Source organism: Microvirga yunnanensis (assembly GCF_025460875.1).
This window is the reverse complement of record NZ_JAMXFI010000009.1, coordinates 97,137-112,187: the sequence shown is the minus strand read 5'-3', so window position 1 is coordinate 112,187 and position 15,051 is coordinate 97,137. Positions and strand designations below refer to the sequence as shown.

Below are 15,051 nucleotides of genomic sequence, written 5' to 3'. Positions count from 1 at the left end.
GATTTCAGATCGCTCCTTCATCGGGAATGTCGAGGACGGTGCCGCAGGCCTTGCAATGCACCGCATCCCTGTCATGGCGCTGCAGGGCGCAGACCGGACAGGGAAACCGCACCTTGTCGGGTCTCAGCAGCACCTGCACCAACCGCAGGAAGAGCGTGACGCCGAAGATCATGATGATGACCGAAATCAGATGCCCCAGCGTTCCGGTCAACGTGATGTCGCCGAACCCGGTCGTGGTGAGCGCCGCGATCGTGAAATACAGCGCGTCGATGTAGTTGCCGATCTTCGCATTCGTCCAGCGCTGCGTCTCGTAGACGAAGCCCGTCATGACGAAGATGAAGACGCCGAGATTGACCGAGGCGATGATCAGGTCTTCGTTGCGCCGGAAGAAGACGCTGTCGGACCTCAGGCGGGCGAGCAGCTGATAGGTGCGCAGCAGGCGCAGGGTGCGCAGGATCCGCAGGAACCCGATTCCCTCTCCCACGACAGGCGCGAGAAAGGACACGATCGCCGCGATATCCGCCAGGGTCGCGGGATGAGCCAGGTCCCGCCAGGGCGTCCGGCTGATGGCCAGGCGGGCAGAGAAGTCAGCCAGAACGATCAACCCGATGATCACATCCATCCACTCGAAGGCGGGCGAGCGCGGCAGGAAGGACGTGACGACGATGAACAGGATCGTCGCCACGTCGAAGACCAGGAGAGCATACCGGAACTGATGCGCTTCCTGAGTATCACCCTCATAGAGAAGCCTCAGCCTGTCTCTTATCCCCATCGGCAGGTCTCGTCGGATGGGCGGAATGGAATGCGAACCATCGGTCGGGTCACGTTTTATGGGGTTTATCGACTCCCTGATTATCTATAGAGCAGGGTTGCAATTCCAACGGGGTGCCATCCGGGACGAAGCGGTCTATTCCCTCGCCCCGAGACCCGATGCTGTTGAGAGATGTCCCGATGCTGAAAGCTCTGATCTTCGATATGGATGGAACATTGGTGCACAGCGACCCCGTGCATCTGGAAGCCTTCGCCGAGGTTCTGAAGGCCGAGGGCGTCGACATCACCGAGGACGTCTACCGCTCCAAGATCATCGGGCGCACCAACGAGGCGATCTTCGCGTCCCTCCTGCCGCACCTGCCGGTGGAGCAGCACGAGACCTATGCCGACGAGAAGGAGGCCACCTTCCGTCGCATGGCATCGAACCTCAAGCCGCTGGACGGGCTTCTCGAGCTCCTCGACTGGGCCGAGGAGCGCCAGATCCAGATCGCTCTCGTCACCAACGCGCCGCGGCTCAATGCGGATCACATGCTCGAAGCGTTGGGACTGGCGGGCCGGTTCAAGGTCGAGATCACCATCGAGGAGGTCGAGCGCGGCAAGCCCGATCCCCTGCCTTATCTGACGGCGCTGGAGCGCCTCGGCATCCGGGCCGAGGAGGCCGTCGCCTTCGAGGATTCCCCGTCAGGCATGCGGGCCGCCAAGGCCGCAGGCCTCTTCTCCTTCGGGGTCCTGACGGGCCTGACCGCGGGCGAGATGAGGGAGATCGGCGCCGATGGCGCCATCGTGACCTTCCACGACCGGGCCCTGTGGGAGATTCTGGAGCACAGGGTCGCGTCCTAAAGCATCGGACCCAAAAGTGGACTTGCACTTTTGGGATCCATCCGATGCTTTCTTCTTGAATGAGAGCATCGGTCAGGACGGAAAACCGGGGCCACTTTTCCGTCCGATGCTCTAGATGCCTCAGGCGGCGTCGGGCCGCAGCTCGTTGGAATCAGACCCGGCATCGCCCTCATCGAAGCGTCGGCGCGCTGCCAGGATCTCGTCCCGGTTCTGGATCGCCCATTCGCCGAGGCCCCGCACAGTCCTGAGCAGGGAGCAGCCCAGCTCTGTGAGCTGGTAATCCACCCGGGGCGGAATGGTCGGGTAGACGGTGCGCGTCACGAGCCCGTCCCGCTCCAATCCGCGCAGGGTCAAGGTGAGCATGCGCTGGGAAATGCCCGTGACCAGGCGGCGTAACTCATTGAATCTCTTGGGTCCTTCGCCCATCTGGACCACGACCTGCACGCTCCACTTGTCGCCGACGCGCGACAGGATTTCGGTCACGGTCCGGCAATTGGTGGGCACATGGATGTGACTGGGTGACATGAAAGTGCCTCCTTGCGCGGCGCTCAGGAAGTTACTTAATGAGCCTCGGTTACAAAACGGAACTTAAGAGCTCCGGCCCTCGAATGCAAACCAAGGACATCCCATGAAGCCCAAGCTTCACATTATCATCGCCAGCACGCGTCCGGGCCGGATCGGTCCGAGCATCGCCGAATGGTTCCGCGATTTCGCCGAAGAGCACGGCAGTTTCGATCCGGTTCTGGTCGATCTGGCCGATTTCAACCTGCCGATCTTCAACGAGCCTGAGCATCCCCGCCTGCGCAACTACCACCATGCGCATACCAAGGCCTGGAGCGACAGCGTGGCCGAAGCGGACGCCTTTGTCTTCGTAACGCCCGAGTACAATTTCGGCCCTCCTCCCTCTCTGTTGAACGCCCTCAACTATCTCGTGGCGGAATGGCAATACACCCCGGCCGGCTTCGTGAGCTATGGCGGCATCTCGGGTGGTCTGCGCGCCGTCCAGATGACGAAGCAGATCCTGACCACCTTCAAGGTGATGCCGATCACGGAAGGCGTCCCGATGCCGATGGTGTTCCAGAACCTTGAGAACGGAAAGCTGAAGCCCGCCGAGATCTACAGGACCTCGGCTGCGGCCATGCTCGATGAGCTCCATGTCTGGACCAAGGCCCTGGAGGGCGTCCGCTCCAAGCACAAGGCTTCTCTGGAGCGCAAGGCCGAAGCCGCCTGATCGTCCTTGCCGATCCAGGAGGCACCGCTGTCGTCCACGGCGGTGCCTCCGTGCGTCCGTCAGCCGTCAAGGCGATCAGAGACGTCCGGTGAGCGCATCTTCGAAGAGCCTGCGGGCGCTCTCCCGGGTGATCGGCACCGGATTGCCGCCGGCGGTCGGATCGTTCGGCGCCATCTCGGACATCTCGTCGAACCGGGCCGCATCGACCTTCAGCCCCTCCAGGGTGTGCGGCACCCCGAGATCCCTGCGCAGCTGCAGAACCCAATCGAAGAAGGCCTGGAACGACGGCTTGAGGCCGATATAGGCGGCGAGGCGCTCGATCCGGGCCTCGATGGCCGTGCGGTTGTAGACCAGCACATAGGGCATGAAGACCGCGTTGGTCAGGCCGTGATGGGTGTCGTAGAGCGCGCCGGTCGGATGCGACAGGGCGTGTATCGCGCCGAGCCCCTTCTGGAACGCGGTCGCCCCCATGGCGGCGGCGGACATCATCTGCGCGCGGGCCTCGATGTCCCGGCCGTCCTTGTAGGCGCGCGGCAGGTACTCCTTCACGAGGCGGATGCCCTCGACGGCAATGCCGTCGGCCATCGGGTGATAGCCCGGCGCGCAATAGGCCTCGAGGCAGTGAGCCAGCGCATCGAGGCCGGTGCCGGCCGTGATGTGCGGCGGCATTCCCACCGTCAGCTCCGGATCGCAGATCACGATCTTCGGCATCATGAGCGGATGGAAGATCACCTTCTTGGTATGCGTCGCTTCCTGGGTGATCACGCCGGCCCGGCCGACCTCCGAGCCGGTGCCGGCGGTCGTCGGCACGGCGATGATCGGCAGGATGCCCTTGGGATCGGCGCGGGTCCACCAATCGCCGATGTCTTCGAAGTCCCACATGGGCCGCGTCTGGCCCGCCATGAAGGCGATGACCTTGCCGGCATCGAGCGCCGAGCCTCCGCCGAAGGCGACGACCCCGTCGTGCTTGCCCGATCGCAGGACCTCGAGCCCCTTGTAGACATTGGTCTCGACCGGATTCGGCTTGATGTCCGAAAAGATCGCCGCCCTCAGGCCGGCGCCCGTGAGCTGGTCGAGCGTCGCCTTCGTCATGGGCTGGGTGGCGAGGAACGGGTCCGTGACGATGAGCGGGGCCGAGATTCCCGACGCCTTGCAGGCTTCGGCCAGTTCCGCGACGCGGCCGGCGCCGAAGCGCACGGCGGTGGGGTAGTTCCAGTTGGAGCGGGGAGATGCGGTCATGACGGTTTCAATCAGATCTGACGGAGGTGATAGGATTTCGGGCGGGTGAGCGATTCATAGGCCAGCTTCGACAGGCTCGCACCACGGCCCGTGTCCTTGACGCCGGTCCACGCGAGAGCGGGATCGAGATAGTCGCAGCGGTTCATGAAGACGGTGCCGGTCTCGAGCCGCTCGCCGATCGTCTCGGCGGCATCGACATCGGATGTCCAGATCGCCGCGGAGAGGCCGTAGGGCGAGTCGTTCATGAGCTGGATCGCCTCCTCGTCGCCTTTCACCTTCATGATGCCGACCGTCGGGCCGAAGCTTTCGTCGCGCATCACGCTCATGGAGTGGTCGACGTTCGTCAGGACCTGCGGGGCCAGATAGGCCGTGTCGCCCACATCCGCCCCGAAGCGCCGGGTGTCGATATGCGCCCTCGCGCCCTTTGCGACGGCCTCAGCATTCTGGTGGCGCACGAGGTCTGCGAAGCGCTTGTGCGCCATCGGGCCCAGCGTCGTCGCCTCGTCGAGCGGGTTGCCGAGCACGTACCGGTTCACCAGATCGACCGCGCCTTCCACGAAGCGCTCGTAATGCCTCTCGTGCACATAGATGCGCTCGATGCCGCAGCAGCACTGGCCCGAGTTGAAGAAGGCGCCGTCGACCAGATTCTCGATGGCGTGATCGATATTGGCATCCTCGCGCACATAGGCCGGATCCTTGCCGCCGAGCTCGAGGCCGAGCGACGTGAAGCTGCCCGCCGCCGCCCGCTCGATGGCGCGGCCACCCGAGACCGACCCGGTGAAGTTGCAGTGATCGACGAGACCTGCGCCCAGGATGCGGCTCGTCTGGTCGTGGCTCAGATACAGGTTCTGGAACAGACCTTTCGGCATTCCCGCCCGGTCCATGGCCGTCTGGAACCGTTCGCCCGCAAGAACCGTCTGGGAGGCGTGCTTGAGCAGCACCGCATTGCCGGCCATCAGCGCCGGCACGATGGTGTTGATGGCGGTAAGATACGGATAGTTCCAGGGCGCGACGACCAGGACGAGCCCCACCGGCTCCCGTTTGATCATGCGGCGGAAACCCGGCTTCTCGTCATCGGCCGGAATGGGCTGGAGGCTCTTCTCCGCGATGCCGATCATGTGGCGCGCACGCTCCTCGACGCCACGGAACTCGCCCCCATACCGCACCGGGCGTCCCATCTGCTGGGCAAGCTCGGGCACTGCCTCCTGGTTCATGGCGAGCAGCGCGTCGAGAAAGGCGGAGACCTTTTGCGCGCGCTCGGCCATGGAGGTGTTGCGCCACCCCTTCTGCGCCTCGCGCGCCGAGGCAAGGGCGGCCTCGATCGCAGCCTCGGTCAGGATGGGGCGGCGGACGAGCTCGCGCCCGTCAATCGGGGAAATGCAGACGATATCGGTATCGGCCATGATCATATGCCTGAATGACCATGATCCCTGGGAATCATGGCCGTCTCCTGTGGGTTGAACCGGGATAGTCTTCTAGAGCTGTTTCCACGAGCGTGGAATCATCTCTCTTCTTTGGCTTGCCGCATCTTTGACGGCGAACCGGATCCACTTCGCCGAAGAATGCCCTAGATGATCTCGAAGTAGCGGGCGAGTTGCCAGTCGGTGATGGCCTTGCGGGCCTCGCGCTCCTCCCATTCACGGGTGGCCGCATAATGGTCGACGAACGTGTCGCCGAAAAGCTCCCGCGCCGCCTTGGACCCCTTTAGACGCTCGGCGGCCTCGCCGAGGGACCGCGGCAGGGCCCGCTCCTTCGGATGCTCGACCGCATAGGCGTTGCCCTCGATGGGTTCTCCAGGATCGATCCGGTTTTCGATGCCCCAAAGGCCGGACCCGATGGCCGCCGCCAGGGCGATATACGGGTTGATGTCGGCGGCGGCGACTCGGTATTCCACCCGCTGCGATTTCTCCGATCCGGGGATGACCCGCAGCGCCGTGGTGCGGTTCTCGACCCCCCAGGCGGAGTCGGTCGGCGCCCAGAAGCCCGGGATGAGCCGCGTGTAGCTGTTCACCGTGCAGGCCACCATGGCCAGGATCTCCGGCATCAGCGCCTGCTGGCCGCCGACGAACCAACGCATGGTCTCGGACATGTTATGCTGTCCGGACGGATCGTAGAACGCGCCCTTGCCGGACCGCAGATCGCGCAGGGACGTATGCAGGTGGCCGGATTGCCCGGGCCAGTCGCGCGACCACTTCGCCATGAAGGTCGCCATCCAGCCACGGCGCTGCGCCAGGATCTTGGTGTAGGTCTTGAACAGCGCCGCCTTGTCGGCTGCCTTCAAGGCATCGTCGACGCGGATCGCGGCCTCCAGAACGCCCGGCCCCGTCTCGGTATGGAGGCCCTCGATCTCGAAATCCATCCTGTTCGCAAGGTCGAGGAGCTCGTGGTAGAAATCCGCATGGACGCCTGAGCGAAGCACGGAATATCCGAAGAAGCCCGGCGTGATGTTCTTGAGGTTCCTGTAATCCTTCTCCCTTACGGAGTGCGGCGTTTCCTCGAACAGGAAGAACTCGAACTCGGCCGCGGCCGACACGGCAAAGCCCATCGCTTCCGCCCGCTTCAGGACCCGCCGCAGCACCCCGCGCGGGCAAGCCTGTTCCGCATAGCCGTCGAACTCGGCGAGGAAGAACGGCAGATCATTCTCGAAGGGGATCAGCCGCATCGTCTCCGGCAACACCCGGACGGGCGCGTCCGGATAGGCCGTGTGCCAGCCGGTCAGCCTGGTGTTGTCGTAGAGCTGATCGTTGGAATCCCAGCCCAGCACCACGTCGCAGAAGCCGAAACCCTTCTCGAGCGCGGATTCGAACTTGTCGCGGGCCATGTACTTGCCGCGCATGATGCCGTCGACGTCGGTCACCCCGACCTTCACGAAGCGAAGATCGCGGCTGCGCACATATTCCACCGCATCCGCGGCATTCTTGATCGTGGGAGCGTCCATACGAAGAACCTTGACCTGAAAGGGATGGGAGCGCGCACGACGCGCGCTCCCTTGTGGCGTCAGTGCGTCCTGTATTCGCTCTCACCCTTGGTGAGTGCGAACTCCTCCTCGGGCGAGAGGATGAGCTTGTGGCGCCCGATCAGGAGGAAATAGGCCATCATCACCACATAGTAGATGGCCACGCCGGTCACGCCGGCCCGGAACACCGGGTCGGTCAGCTGGAAGACGAGCGTCACCGCGGCGATGGCCATGCAGATCACCGCGCCCGCGATGCCGAACGGGCTCGTATAGGGCCGGTGCAGGTGCGGGAACTTCCTCTTGAGCACGATGTAGGACATGCCCTGCATGAAATAGGCCAGCATCGCTCCCGCCACCGCCATGTTGAGCAGCGTCCCGCCGATGACCGTGGCGCCGGCTTCGGCGCCGACCGAGAACCAGATGACCAGCATGACGAGAAGGCCGATCACCGCTCCCGCCACCAGGGCCACATGCGGGGTCTTGCGCTCTCCGTGCGTGACGGAAAGGAAGCTCGGAAAGTAGCCTGCCCGCGACAGCGAGTAGATCTGCCGCCCGAAGGCGAAGATGATGGTGTGGAAGGAGGCGATGAGCCCGATCACCGCGATGGCCGCCAGGATCTTCGCGATATCCGTGCCGAACAGGGTCCGGAACCCGTCGAGCAGCGGCTCGCCGGACTTGCCGAGCCCCACCGCGCCCGGCGCGATGCCCGTGTTCAGGAACAGCACGAGGAACGCGGAGGCGATCAGGGTCAGGATCCCCGCGATGATGCCCTTGGGCATGTCCCGCTGCGGGTCATGCGATTCCTCCGCCGCGAGGGGGAGTTGCTCGATGGCGAGGAACAGCCACACGGCGAAAGGCAGCGAGGCCAGGATGCCGACAGCGCCGTTCGGCAGGAACGGGCCGTTGCCGCCGGGAAGCTCCGCACCATCGGGGCCGATGTTCAGCGCCCAGCGGGCGAAGTCGAACTGGCCGGAGAGCAGCACCGACACGTAGAAGAACGCGAGCACCGCGAGCGCCGCCAGGGTGACGGTCACGGTGACCTTGAACGACAGTTCCACCCCGATGATGTTGAGGCCGACGAACAGGGCGTAGCACAGCACCCAGTAGACCGGCTGGAAGGCCGGCGCGGTCTCGAAGATCGCCGACAGGTACGAGCCGATGAAGAACACGATCACGGCCGGCGTCAGGACGAACTCGATGTTCTCCGCGATGCCCGTGACATAGCCCGCCCAGGGGCCCATCGAAGTCCGCGCGAAGGAATAGGCGCCGCCGGTATGCGGAAGCGCCGGCGACATCTCGGCCAGCGAGAAGGTCAGGCCAAGATACATGACCGCGATGACGATGGTGGCGAAGAACATCGACCCGAAGCCGTTGGCGAGGCCGAGATTCCAGCCTGAATAATGGCCCGAGATCACCGCCCCGACGCCGAGCGCCCAAAGCGACCAGACGCGGGCGTGGCGCTTGAGGCGCCGTGCCTCGAAATAGCTCTCATCCACCGTCGTGTAGGTAATGCCCGCGGCACCCTGCACGCCGGCCGGTGGGGCGTGAACCCCGGTGCTTCCTTGTCCGACTGACATCGAGTTGATCCTCCAAGAAGTTCTGCCTTTCGGGTCACGGCACATTCCGCGCCATGCCCGTCATCAGAGCGTCCGTGCCCCCTCCCTCAAAAGCGGCGCCAGACGGCGAGCCCACGACGCCTGTCCGTCTTGTGTGCGGATCAGGTCGTTGCGGATTTCGATCATCAGCGGATGGAGGCCTCGCCTCACGGCGTGTCGCTCCAGGGTGTGGAACACCCGGTCCGCTGGAGAATAGGGTTCGTTCATGCCGACGATGAGCGACCGGTCCTGCCTCAATCCGGCTTCGACGCTGCGCGCATAACGCTCGTCGCGATCGAAGATCAGGCCGATCTGCCAGGGGCGCGGCACGTCCCGATAGACCGGCGTGAACGAGTGGATGGACACGATGGCGGCCAGTTGTCCTGCGGCCGTGCGGGCCTTCACGGCGGCGTCGACCACGCCGTGGAAGGCGTCGTACACCTCCCGCACCCGGACCGCCCGCTCCGCCTCGTCGAGATCGAGATTGCCAGGGATCGTGGTGCGTTCGCTGAGCGTCCAGATCGAATCCGGCGCGGAGGGATCGCGGTTGAGATCGAGCACGAGGCGCGAGACGCCTGCGTGGATCAGCGGCGCGTCGAGGAGCCGCGAAAGCTCCATCGCCACCCCGAGCGCGCCCGGATCCCAGGCGATGTGGCTTTCGAGATCGGAGGGCTGGAGGCCCAGCGTCCCGTAGCGGGCCGGAAGGTGATTGGAGGCATGTTCGCAGATGAGCAGAATGGGCGACCGCCCGTTCGGGTTTTCGATGAAGGCAACCGGTTGTTCTGCCGTAACGGCAGGAGACAGACCGTCCGTCTTCCGACTCGCCTGCGTCATGCGGTTCTCCGTCGGCCCGCCGGAAGCAGGCCAGTCCCCGTTTGAACGCTTGGTACGTTTCTTATATTTTTCTCACGTGATGAAATTTCTGATACAGCTTTTCAGAGCCGTCAAGGAGGGGGTGTGAATCAATCCGACATGCGTGACGAGCACCGTCCTCCCCTGACTGCCCCGCCGAGCCTCGCCGAGCGCATCCGTCTCGACATGGATTCCTTCACGCCCAGCGAGAAGCGCGCCGCGCATCTCCTGTTGAGCCATTATCCGTTCGCGGGCCTCGACACGGTGGCCGAATTCGCCTCCAGGGCCGGGATTTCGGCTCCGTCGGTCCTGCGCTTCGTCACCCGCCTCGGATTCGGCGGCTTTCCGGAGTTCCAGAAGCACCTGCGCGAGGAGTTGGAAGCCCAGCTCCTCTCCCCGCTGGCCAAGGCCGGTCCCTCCGACAAGAGCCAGAATGCGCCGGCGCTCGCCGCCTTTGCGGAGGCGGTGATCGGGAACCTGCAGGCCACGGTGGAGAACATCGCCCCGGCCGAGTTCGAGGCCGTGGTGGCGCTGCTGTCGGATCCGCGCCGTCACATTCATTTTACGGGCGGGCGCTTCACCGGCGCCCTGGCCCGCTATGCGGAAAGCCACTTCCGCATCGTGCGCAGCCACGTGGATTTCATCGAGGGGCAGCCGGTGCTCTGGCGCGACCGGATGATCGAGATCGGGCGCAAGGACGTGGTCGTCGCCTTCGACATCCGGCGCTACCAGGAGGACGTCACGGCCCTGTGCGAGACGGCCGCCAGGCAGGGCGCGACCGTGGTTCTTCTCACCGATCCCTGGCTCTCGCCCATCGCCCGTGTCGCCCGGCACGTGCTGCCGGCCCATATCGTGGCGCCCTCCAACTGGGACTCGTCCGCAGGCCTCCTGCTCCTGACCGAAGCTCTCGTGGCCGCCGTCACGAAACGGCTGTGGGACAGCGCCAAGCCGCGCATGGAGGCGGTGGAGCGGCTGCGGGGCGAACAGCGGTAACGTCTATTCCGCCGCTTCCGGCCGGGCTCTCTGCAGCCAGCCGATGAAGAACGGAAGGACCAGGCCGATTCCCAGGAAGCGGACCAGGTGGTGGATGCCCACATAGAGCGGGTCCAGGCCGAGGATCAGGGCCAGCACGGTCATGGCCTCGAGACCGCCCGGCGCGAAGGCGACGAGTCCGTTGGCGAAGCTGACCCCGGCGAGCCAGGCGGCGGCTCCGGCGAAGAGGGCCGCCACCACCATGCCGACCGTGAAGGAGCCGAGCGCGGACACGAGCGCCCGTCTCAGGGTCGAGCGCTGGAGGTTGCGGAACCGTTCGGCGATGAACAGCCCGATCAGCACGAGGCCACCCGTGGCGATCACCGGAGGGATGACGCCGGTCACCCACTCCGCTCCGTGGCTGACCGAGCTGACGACGGTGGCGCCAAGCAGGATCGGAGCGGCCACCTTCAGCCGGGCGAACGCCGTTCCCAGCGCGAGGCCGCCGAGGAGGATGAAGGCCATGCCGCCGGGGCTCTCGATGGGAAGCCCCTCGCCGACCAGCATGCCGGCATTGCCTCCGCCTCCCGTCACCACCACGAGGCTCGGCAGCAGGGCGATCAGCACGAAGAGGCGGAAGTTCTGCACGATGGCGATGGACGCCACCTCGGCCTTACGGTCGGCCGCCACGGCGAGGACCGTCGAGAGGGCGCCTGGGACGGAGGCCAGAACCGCATCGGCCTTGCGCCAGCCCGACATGCGCACGAGCCATGCGCTCGAGGCGGCCGAGATCGCCACGACGCCGATGACCAGCAGGATGAGGCTGCCCGGATAGCGCCCCATGGCGGCGATGGCGGCCGGCGTCACGGCGGCCCCCATGGCGGCCCCCGAGGTCAGCATGGCGGCATCGGACAACGCCTTCGGCAGCGGCACGGCCCAGCCGGTCAACCCCCACAGGGTGGCGGCGATCGCCGAGCCGGACAGCCACGCGGCCGGGACGCCGAGCCAGTAGAAGACGAGCCCGCCGAGAGCGGCGACGAGAATCTGCGCGAGATGGGCAAGGACAAGACGCATCACGGTTTGGCTCAATGGACGGCCCGGCCCCTTACGTCAAATGCCGATGGTGCGCAGTGGCCATGCGGTCACGGTCTGGCCATGGAACGACGCAAGCGTTGCGGAGATCCCGAAAGCCTGATGAGATTGCACCGCCAATCACGACACGGAGGAAACGGTGCTTCACGGACTCGACCCGGCGCTCAATGCCGACCTGCTGTATGTGCTCCGGTCTATGGGCCACGGAGACGATCTCGTGATCTGTGACGCCAATTTCCCCGCCGATTCCATTGCGCGCCAGACGGCCTATGGCCGCGTGATCCGGATGGACAATATCGGCTCGCCCCGGGCCATCCGGGCCGTCCTGTCGCTGATGCCGCTCGACAGCTTCGTCGACACTCCCGCGGAACGCATGGAAGTCGTCGGCAACCCCGACGACCTTCCGGCGATCCAGCAGGAAGCCCAGGCCGAAATCGACGCGGTGGCCCGCCGCGATGCCGGGCGTGACACCTGGCCGATGGGATCGGTCGAGCGCTTCGCGTTCTACGAGCGCGCCAAGCGGGCCTATGCGATCGTGGCGACCGGCGAGCGCCGCTTCTACGGCTGCTTCATCCTGAAGAAAGGGGTGATCCCGCCGCCCTAGCGCATCGTGCGGACCCTTCGGGTCCGCCCCCAAATGATGCGCTGCTCTAGGCGAGATTGCCGCTTCAGGCGACGAGCCTCGGCAGGGCTTCGCTGATCCGGCGGACCGCCTCTTCCACGTCCTCGGGCTTGCGCAGGTAGCACAGACGCAGGTAGCCCTCCCCGGCCTCCCCGAAGGCGGAGCCCGGGGCGAGGCCCACATTGGCCTCGTCGATGAGACGGAACGCGATATCCTTCGAGCTCGTGGCGCCCTTGATCTTCAGGAAGGCATAGAAGGCGCCGCTCGGCGGGGCCAGCTCCACGAGGCCGGTCTCGGCCAGCCGCCCGACGATGTCCCGCCCGCGGCGGGCCTTGGCGATCTGATCGTCCAGGAAGCTCTCACCCTGCTCGATGGCCGCGACGCCGGCGCGCTGGATGAAGACCGGCGTTCCCGAAGTCTGGTACTGGACCAGGTTCTCGATCACCTGCCCCATGGCGGGCGTGGCTTCGAGCCAGCCGAGACGCCATCCGGTCATGGCCCAGTTCTTGGAGAAGGTCTGGATGAAGAGGATCTTGTCGTCCACCGCCATGACATCGCGGAAGGAAGGCGCCCGTCCGTCGATCGCCAGCGCCGGATCGTGAATGAAGCGCCCGTAGATCTCGTCCGCCACGATCCAGAGGCCATGCCTCCTGGCGAGATCGAGCGCGGCGCGAAGATCCGCATGGCTTGCGACCCAACCGGTCGGGTTCGACGGCGAGTTGATGACGATGGCGCGGGTCCGTGAGGTGATGGCCTTTTCGAGACGCTCGAAATCGAGGTGCCAGCCTCGTGCATCGATGGTCATCGGCACGGCCACGGGACGGGCGCCGGCCACGGTGATCGCACCGGTGAAATTCGGCCAGGCCGGGGTCGGGACCAGCACCTCGTCGCCATGGCCCGCCAGCATGCGGAAGGCGAGTTGCATCGCCGGCATGCCGCCCGACGTCACGAAGAACCGCTCCGGATCGAAGGGTTTGGCGTAGACACGCTCGTGGTAGGCGGCGATGGCCTGGCGCAGTTCCGGAATGCCGCGCTGGTAGGTGTAGAAGGTCTCGCCTTCGGCAAGCGACCGGGCAGCCGCATCGCAGATGAAGGACGGGGTCGGCAGGTCACCCTCGCCCACCCAGAGCGGGATGATGCCGGGCTTCAGGCGACCGTAGCTGAACACGTCCACGATTCCGCTTGTCGGCGCCTGCTCCGCCTCGGGGCGCAGGTTGAGAACGGACGGAATCGACACGGACGCATTCATGGGACATTTCCTCGAAGACGGGCGATCAGGCATGGCCCGTTCGCCCGCTCAAGGCAAGCCTGGAATAGGTCTCATCACGAAAGACGAAGGGTCCGATCGAAACCTGTGATCGATCTCAGGTCGTCCGTCCGGTCTTCAGGAGGTCGCGGATCTCGGTCAGCAGCTTCACGTCGGCGGGGATTTCCGGGGGCTTATCGGCCGTGCCGGTCTTCGCATCCTCCGTGCGGCGGAGCCGGTTCATGCCCTTGACCAGGAGGAAGAGGATCCAGGCGATGATGGCGAAGTTGATGGCGACCGTGATGAAGTTGCCCCAGCCGAGCACTGCGCCCTGCTTCTTGGCCTCGTCGAGCGACCCCGCCGTGACGTTGCCCGACAGGGCCGTGAAGTAGTTCGAGAAATCGAGGCCGCCGGTGATCGCCCCGATGATCGGCATGAAGATGTCGCCGACGAGGGAGTCCACGATCCTGCCGAACGCGGCACCGATGATGATGCCGATGGCGAGATCGACCACGTTGCCGCGCAGGGCGAACTGCTTGAATTCATTCCACATGACCGGACCTCTCTGCTTGCCCCCTGGCTAAAGCTGCCCGATCTGGGAATTTCGTCAAGCTTCCCGGGCGGCCAGGAGATCCTGCAGGTCGAGGCGCTGGGTGACCATGGCGAGCTCGCCCTCGGCGGTTCTCGGCCATTGCTCCGGCGGCCGGTCGACATAGAGCTCGATGCCGTTGCCGTCGGGATCGCTCAGGTAGAGCGCTTCGCTCACCCCGTGATCGCTCGCACCCTGGAGGGCAATGCCGGCCTCGGCGAGCCGGTAGAGCGCGTCGGCGAGAGCGGCCCGCGTCGGGTAGAGGATCGCCACATGGTAGAGACCGGTGGTGCCGGGAGGCGGCGGGGACCCGCCCTTGCTCTCCCAGGTATTGAGACCGATGTGGTGATGATAGCCCCCGGCCGACACGAAAGCCGCCTGGGTGCCGTAGCGCTGGATCAGTTCGAAGCCGAGCACGCCGCAATAGAAGGCGAGCGCCCGGTCGAGATCGGCCACCTTCAGGTGGACATGGCCGATCCGGACGCCCGGATCGATGGGGCGGGCCACCGGCCTCCCGGCGGCATCGTGGGGAATGGGCTTGATCATGGCGCGAACCTCAGGCCGAACGGGTGGACAATACGGGCGCAGTCTTCGCCGAACCGGCCCTGACGGCAAGCGCGCCGTCTCCCAGGAGGGCCTGGGCCACGAGAGCGACGATCCAGAACGCCAGGTACTCCCAGCCGCCCTTCGGGTTGTTGAAGAAGAACCCGGCCGGGCCGTGCACGAACGCAATCGCGCCGAGAAGGACCGGGATCAGAGCCAGAGCGACCCAGCGGGTAAAGAACCCGAGGATGAGAGCGATGCCGCCGGCCGTCTCGGCCGCGATGGTCAGGTAGGCCAGGGCCGGAGGAAGTCCGAGGCTGCCGAAGAACTGGGCTGCGCCGGCGGGCGTGAACACGAAAACCTTGAGGCCGGCATGGGCCAGGAACAGGACGCCGAGCGTGATCCGCAGGATCAGGGCGGCGTAGGGAGCGGTACGGGTATCGATCATCGGAGATCTCCTGAAACGGGTTATTTCCTATGATCTCAAACCAGCGATATGATAA

The 15,051-nt window shown here is 65.4% G+C and carries 16 protein-coding genes; 4 read left to right on the top strand and 12 right to left on the bottom strand.

Translation table 11 applies throughout. The features are described 5' to 3' along the window. Nucleotides 1-4: 4 nt before the first annotated feature. Entirely contained in the window at nucleotides 5-772 is a 768-nt protein-coding gene (locus NF876_RS07065; RefSeq protein ID WP_262268110.1) for a potassium channel family protein, read from the bottom strand. Between the two features lie 179 nt (nucleotides 773-951). On the opposite strand from NF876_RS07065, the gene NF876_RS07060 reads away from it, so the two are divergent. Then, entirely contained in the window at nucleotides 952-1,611 is a 660-nt protein-coding gene (locus NF876_RS07060) for an HAD family hydrolase (protein ID WP_262268109.1), read from the top strand. A gap of 120 nt (nucleotides 1,612-1,731) precedes the next feature. On the opposite strand, the gene NF876_RS07055 is transcribed toward NF876_RS07060, so the two are convergent. Then, nucleotides 1,732-2,136, bottom strand: coding sequence for a winged helix-turn-helix transcriptional regulator (locus tag NF876_RS07055; RefSeq protein ID WP_262268108.1), 405 nt, complete (start codon nucleotides 2,134-2,136; stop codon nucleotides 1,732-1,734). Between the two features lie 103 nt (nucleotides 2,137-2,239). Here NF876_RS07055 and NF876_RS07050 point away from each other — a divergent pair, with 103 nt between their 5' ends. Then, nucleotides 2,240-2,842, top strand: a complete 603-nt coding sequence (locus tag NF876_RS07050) for an NADPH-dependent FMN reductase (RefSeq protein WP_262268107.1) — start codon at nucleotides 2,240-2,242, stop codon at nucleotides 2,840-2,842. 75 nt (nucleotides 2,843-2,917) lie between these two features. Here the strand turns inward: NF876_RS07050 and NF876_RS07045 are convergent, their stop codons facing one another. From NF876_RS07045 to NF876_RS07025, 5 genes are all read right to left on the bottom strand, one after another. Continuing rightward, nucleotides 2,918-4,081, bottom strand: coding sequence for an iron-containing alcohol dehydrogenase (locus tag NF876_RS07045; RefSeq protein ID WP_262268106.1), 1,164 nt, complete (start codon nucleotides 4,079-4,081; stop codon nucleotides 2,918-2,920). A gap of 11 nt (nucleotides 4,082-4,092) precedes the next feature. Further along, nucleotides 4,093-5,484 (bottom strand): aldehyde dehydrogenase family protein, encoded by a 1,392-nt coding sequence (locus NF876_RS07040; protein WP_262268105.1) that lies wholly within the window; start codon nucleotides 5,482-5,484, stop codon nucleotides 4,093-4,095. Between the two features lie 164 nt (nucleotides 5,485-5,648). Next, nucleotides 5,649-7,019, bottom strand: a complete 1,371-nt coding sequence (locus tag NF876_RS07035) for a glutamine synthetase family protein (RefSeq protein ID WP_262268104.1) — start codon at nucleotides 7,017-7,019, stop codon at nucleotides 5,649-5,651. Between the two features lie 59 nt (nucleotides 7,020-7,078). Continuing rightward, nucleotides 7,079-8,614, bottom strand: coding sequence for an amino acid permease (locus NF876_RS07030; protein ID WP_262268103.1), 1,536 nt, complete (start codon nucleotides 8,612-8,614; stop codon nucleotides 7,079-7,081). Between the two features lie 63 nt (nucleotides 8,615-8,677). Beyond that, entirely contained in the window at nucleotides 8,678-9,466 is a 789-nt protein-coding gene (locus NF876_RS07025; RefSeq protein WP_262268102.1) for an N-formylglutamate amidohydrolase, read from the bottom strand. A 123-nt stretch (nucleotides 9,467-9,589) separates the two neighbouring features. Between NF876_RS07025 and NF876_RS07020 the strand changes: the two genes are divergently transcribed. Next, nucleotides 9,590-10,477, top strand: a complete 888-nt coding sequence (locus NF876_RS07020; protein ID WP_262268101.1) for a MurR/RpiR family transcriptional regulator — start codon at nucleotides 9,590-9,592, stop codon at nucleotides 10,475-10,477. Between the two features lie 3 nt (nucleotides 10,478-10,480). Here the strand turns inward: NF876_RS07020 and NF876_RS07015 are convergent, their stop codons facing one another. Further along, nucleotides 10,481-11,530: an AbrB family transcriptional regulator gene (locus NF876_RS07015; RefSeq protein ID WP_262268100.1), complete on the bottom strand. Its 1,050-nt coding sequence runs from the start codon at nucleotides 11,528-11,530 to the stop codon at nucleotides 10,481-10,483. A 157-nt stretch (nucleotides 11,531-11,687) separates the two neighbouring features. On the opposite strand from NF876_RS07015, the gene NF876_RS07010 reads away from it, so the two are divergent. Continuing rightward, a complete protein-coding gene (locus tag NF876_RS07010) occupies nucleotides 11,688-12,152 on the top strand; it encodes an RbsD/FucU family protein (RefSeq protein WP_262268099.1) in 465 nt (154 codons plus the stop codon). 64 nt (nucleotides 12,153-12,216) lie between these two features. On the opposite strand, the gene NF876_RS07005 is transcribed toward NF876_RS07010, so the two are convergent. The 4 genes from NF876_RS07005 to NF876_RS06990 form a co-directional block, all read right to left on the bottom strand. Continuing rightward, a complete protein-coding gene (locus tag NF876_RS07005) occupies nucleotides 12,217-13,419 on the bottom strand; it encodes a pyridoxal phosphate-dependent aminotransferase (protein WP_262268098.1) in 1,203 nt (400 codons plus the stop codon). Between the two features lie 115 nt (nucleotides 13,420-13,534). Further along, complete coding sequence (gene mscL / locus NF876_RS07000) at nucleotides 13,535-13,969, bottom strand: large conductance mechanosensitive channel protein MscL (RefSeq protein ID WP_262268097.1); 435 nt, start codon at nucleotides 13,967-13,969, stop codon at nucleotides 13,535-13,537. Between the two features lie 54 nt (nucleotides 13,970-14,023). Next, nucleotides 14,024-14,551 (bottom strand): VOC family protein, encoded by a 528-nt coding sequence (locus NF876_RS06995; RefSeq protein WP_262268096.1) that lies wholly within the window; start codon nucleotides 14,549-14,551, stop codon nucleotides 14,024-14,026. Nucleotides 14,552-14,561: 10 nt separating this feature from the next. Next, on the bottom strand, nucleotides 14,562-14,996 hold the full coding sequence (locus tag NF876_RS06990) for a DoxX family protein (RefSeq protein WP_262268095.1): 435 nt from the start codon (nucleotides 14,994-14,996) through the stop codon (nucleotides 14,562-14,564). Between the last annotated feature and the right edge of the window lie 55 nt (nucleotides 14,997-15,051).

Bases quoted from the DNA above. Each gene is read 5' to 3' on its own strand.
- NF876_RS07065 (WP_262268110.1), bottom strand. From the start codon at position 772: ATGGGGATAAGAGACAGGCTGAGGCTTCTCTATGAGGGTGATACTCAG.
- NF876_RS07060 (WP_262268109.1), top strand. From the start codon at position 952: ATGCTGAAAGCTCTGATCTTCGATATGGATGGAACATTGGTGCACAGC.
- NF876_RS07055 (WP_262268108.1), bottom strand. From the start codon at position 2,136: ATGTCACCCAGTCACATCCATGTGCCCACCAATTGCCGGACCGTGACC.
- NF876_RS07050 (WP_262268107.1), top strand. From the start codon at position 2,240: ATGAAGCCCAAGCTTCACATTATCATCGCCAGCACGCGTCCGGGCCGG.
- NF876_RS07045 (WP_262268106.1), bottom strand. From the start codon at position 4,081: ATGACCGCATCTCCCCGCTCCAACTGGAACTACCCCACCGCCGTGCGC.
- NF876_RS07040 (WP_262268105.1), bottom strand. From the start codon at position 5,484: ATGGCCGATACCGATATCGTCTGCATTTCCCCGATTGACGGGCGCGAG.
- NF876_RS07035 (WP_262268104.1), bottom strand. From the start codon at position 7,019: ATGGACGCTCCCACGATCAAGAATGCCGCGGATGCGGTGGAATATGTG.
- NF876_RS07030 (WP_262268103.1), bottom strand. From the start codon at position 8,614: ATGTCAGTCGGACAAGGAAGCACCGGGGTTCACGCCCCACCGGCCGGC.
- NF876_RS07025 (WP_262268102.1), bottom strand. From the start codon at position 9,466: ATGACGCAGGCGAGTCGGAAGACGGACGGTCTGTCTCCTGCCGTTACG.
- NF876_RS07015 (WP_262268100.1), bottom strand. From the start codon at position 11,530: ATGCGTCTTGTCCTTGCCCATCTCGCGCAGATTCTCGTCGCCGCTCTC.
- NF876_RS07005 (WP_262268098.1), bottom strand. From the start codon at position 13,419: ATGAATGCGTCCGTGTCGATTCCGTCCGTTCTCAACCTGCGCCCCGAG.
- mscL (WP_262268097.1), bottom strand. From the start codon at position 13,969: ATGTGGAATGAATTCAAGCAGTTCGCCCTGCGCGGCAACGTGGTCGAT.
- NF876_RS06995 (WP_262268096.1), bottom strand. From the start codon at position 14,551: ATGATCAAGCCCATTCCCCACGATGCCGCCGGGAGGCCGGTGGCCCGC.
- NF876_RS06990 (WP_262268095.1), bottom strand. From the start codon at position 14,996: ATGATCGATACCCGTACCGCTCCCTACGCCGCCCTGATCCTGCGGATC.